Annotated in this window: 5 protein-coding genes; 1 reads left to right on the top strand and 4 read right to left on the bottom strand. The window is 43.6% G+C overall.

The features are described 5' to 3' along the window. Positions 1-118 precede the first annotated feature (118 nt). Genes L2717_RS17995 through L2717_RS17980 form a run of 4 tightly spaced genes read right to left on the bottom strand, consistent with a single transcriptional unit; the run spans position 119 to position 1,937 of the window. A complete protein-coding gene (locus L2717_RS17995; protein ID WP_220774048.1) occupies positions 119-304 on the bottom strand; it encodes a hypothetical protein in 186 nt (61 codons plus the stop codon). Next, complete coding sequence (locus tag L2717_RS17990) at positions 295-480, bottom strand: hypothetical protein (protein WP_220774049.1); 186 nt, start codon at positions 478-480, stop codon at positions 295-297. The genes L2717_RS17995 and L2717_RS17990 overlap by 10 nt, the downstream gene beginning before the upstream one ends. 15 nt (positions 481-495) lie before the next feature. Continuing rightward, entirely contained in the window at positions 496-801 is a 306-nt protein-coding gene (locus L2717_RS17985; RefSeq protein ID WP_220774050.1) for a single-stranded DNA-binding protein, read from the bottom strand. An 11-nt stretch (positions 802-812) separates the two neighbouring features. After that, positions 813-1,937, bottom strand: coding sequence for a phage/plasmid replication protein, II/X family (locus L2717_RS17980; protein WP_246611777.1), 1,125 nt, complete (start codon positions 1,935-1,937; stop codon positions 813-815). Positions 1,938-2,084: 147 nt separating this feature from the next. Here L2717_RS17980 and L2717_RS17975 point away from each other — a divergent pair, with 147 nt between their 5' ends. After that, positions 2,085-2,540, top strand: coding sequence for a helix-turn-helix domain-containing protein (locus tag L2717_RS17975; protein WP_220774051.1), 456 nt, complete (start codon positions 2,085-2,087; stop codon positions 2,538-2,540). The last annotated feature ends 264 nt before the right edge of the window (positions 2,541-2,804 follow it).

Raw genomic sequence — 2,804 nt, 5'->3', positions numbered from 1 at the left:
TACATTGTGCGCAGCTTTGTATGGAAGGGATTAGATGTGCCGATAAGTGTCGTTATCGGCATTAGCGCGTCATTTCTCCTCGGCTCAGGCTTCGCTCGTCGGCATTCCTTACTATGCCTTAGCGATGTCTAAATGGTTCCTCTGGTGTGACTCTACGCAGTTCGCCTTGGCAATGTGGGCACTGGATAAATATCGAGTCAAAATCATCATACCACCAAGGCTTATTACAGTTGTTACATTGCAGCTCGGGTTTGTCTTGGCGTTCAACCATGCTGTAGCCGCCATCATAAAGGATTATTTGCATGATGCTGTGTCCTTAAGTTGTTCTAGTGTGTCGTCAAGTTCGCCCAGTAACACGCAAGATTTAGCGATTAATTGCAGTTGAGCATCTTCAGGCGCTAAGCCTTTCAGTAAAAAATCATTGATAGCCTGTATGTCGTTACGTAGCTGGATTGCGCTATTGATTAGTGATTCATCCATGATGATGGCTCCTGATTAAAAGTTACTTTTAGGTGCTGTTGTCGCAGCTTTACCGATAGCTGTGATCGTTAAGCCAAAGCGTTTTAGTTCAAGGCCGCCAAAGTTGTTTACGACAAAGCTTGAGCTATCTATTTCATATTCTCCGGCTTGATACGTCTTAGTTGGATCTTCGACTTGCAGCTTCATCTGAACAGGAAATTTTCCGCCTAAATATGCGTAAGCTCTTTGCTCGTAAATGGTTCGCCCAGGCTTTCCGTCTTTCGGTGGCATGTTTCGGGCTGTTACGGTTACATCTTCTTGAAATATTTCAATTTTCAACATGGTTATAGCTCCTATGCGTAGGCTTTGAACGGTAAAATATTGGATTGTGCAACTATCGGTAATTGATACCAGTGCGGGACGATTAGCGGTTTAACTTCAATAACTTCTGAGCGTCTTAGTGTTGGGCACATACGACTCACATCGAATTGCTGGCCGATATCGATACCGATGACTTTTAAACGGGCTTTATGTTCGTAGAACTGACGTTCTGATAGGACGTTGGGGTTCCGTAAATCAGTCCCGTGTTGCCATAAAATGGCGTAGCTCTGCGTTGCATTAGCCGCTTGACGGCTCTTTACCACGCCTTGGCTGATAAGTTGGTCTGCGATGCTTTGATGCTCATCATGCGATATATGGATGGTGTTCATGGCGGTCTCGATCTCTTTTAGGTGTGGGTAAAAGTCTTGTTCAGTGACTCGGCCATAAAATTGCAACGTATGACGTTTAAGTAAGGCCTGTCTTAAGCTATGTTCTTCGCGTACAACACCTGTGCTTTCACAGTATTTAATGAGGTTTTCTAGGTAGTTAAGTCTATCGATAGGAACACCGGCTTTTTTACGGATTTCCTTATTAAGATGTCTTTGTAATTCAATAGCTTTGTTATAAAGCTTGGTCATTATCCATGTAGAACCTTCGCCCCAGTTACAAGTGTGGCCATCTGGATAAAGCTTGGGTTTACGACCTCGACCGATTTGCATTGACGACATACCACGGATAAATGAGGCCTCTTTGCCCTTGCCTACTTGATGATTAACCGTCCAGTCGATAGCGGTAATCTCGGCACCATTACCGACTAATTGTGTGGCTTTCCCATCGGGCGTTTGACGGTGTGAAATCTGAGTATTTTTGGTGAACGGAGGTAAACCGTATTGCGCTAAAACGTGATTAAAAATCGCCACGCATTCATCAAGCGTTTGCAAACCAAAAAGGTTATCCATGCGTTGCCAGCGTGACGGATTGCCTTCCACCCTCACCCGCTGACCATCACAACGGATGGTTAATTTGGTGCTGTAAGAACCTTCGAGGATTTTCTGATTAACCGATGGTGGTAAATACTCACCCGTTTCGAGTTCGAACCGTTCAATTACATGCCGACCGACCAGCGGCAAATTGCCCTCTGGATAGTCTTGTTGCATGAATAAACGGTCGATGAAAAACAATTCGCTAAAAACCCTGTCAAGTACATTTTTACGTACCTTAATGTATATCAATCGTTAATTCAACTGATGAGTGTTAAAATATGGTGTTATAGTTAAATAAATATATACCTGAGGGCTGAAATAATGATTCATGACGTACTTAAAGAGGCTAGGACACGTAAAGGGTTAAAGCAGGAGGAGGTTGCGAGTCTTATCAAGGTTGCTAAGCAAACATATCTAAAATGGGAAAATGGTGCGACAGAACCTAAAGCCTCTCAAGTTGCAGCATTGGCCAAGGTTTTAGGGATTACGCCAAATGAAATCTGCGTAGGTAAATTAACTAAACGCTATTCATTAGAGGATTTCATTTACGAGATGATGAAACATCCAGTTAGAAGTGAGCTGGAGACCTTAAAGTATTGGGAGCATATTCCTGACCACGAGGCTTACTTTGCAGACCTAAACGCTATTAAAAAAGAAGATAAAGACATACTGCAGGACAACCAGTCTAAAGACTGGGGTCAAACCAAGATAGTAACTTCAGAAGAGGCCATGCACATGATGACTCGTGAAGTTGCAGAGCAATTTCATGACAAGTGAATATGCGGAAGTCCGCAGTTAGTTTGGGTGTAACAGGAACCCAAACCTAAAAAGTCTGTTTCGGTCGGGGGCGCTTCGCTTGCCTCCCCCTTCCTCCACGCTGCAACAAGGACGAGATGCAAGCCATCAAAAGTACCTAAACCACACAGAAAATTAGAAAAAGAAAAATAGGTTAAAACCATGGCTTATCATGGTAAAGTTCGGGTGTCACTAGAACCCGAACGCTTCGCGAGACGGTCAAAATGACAGTAGAGTCCACTGTTA

This window comes from Shewanella glacialipiscicola, assembly GCF_023283485.1.
GTDB lineage: Bacteria > Pseudomonadota > Gammaproteobacteria > Enterobacterales > Shewanellaceae > Shewanella > Shewanella glacialipiscicola.
Note: the sequence above shows the minus strand (reverse complement) of the source record. Positions and strands in the feature narration are given on the sequence as shown.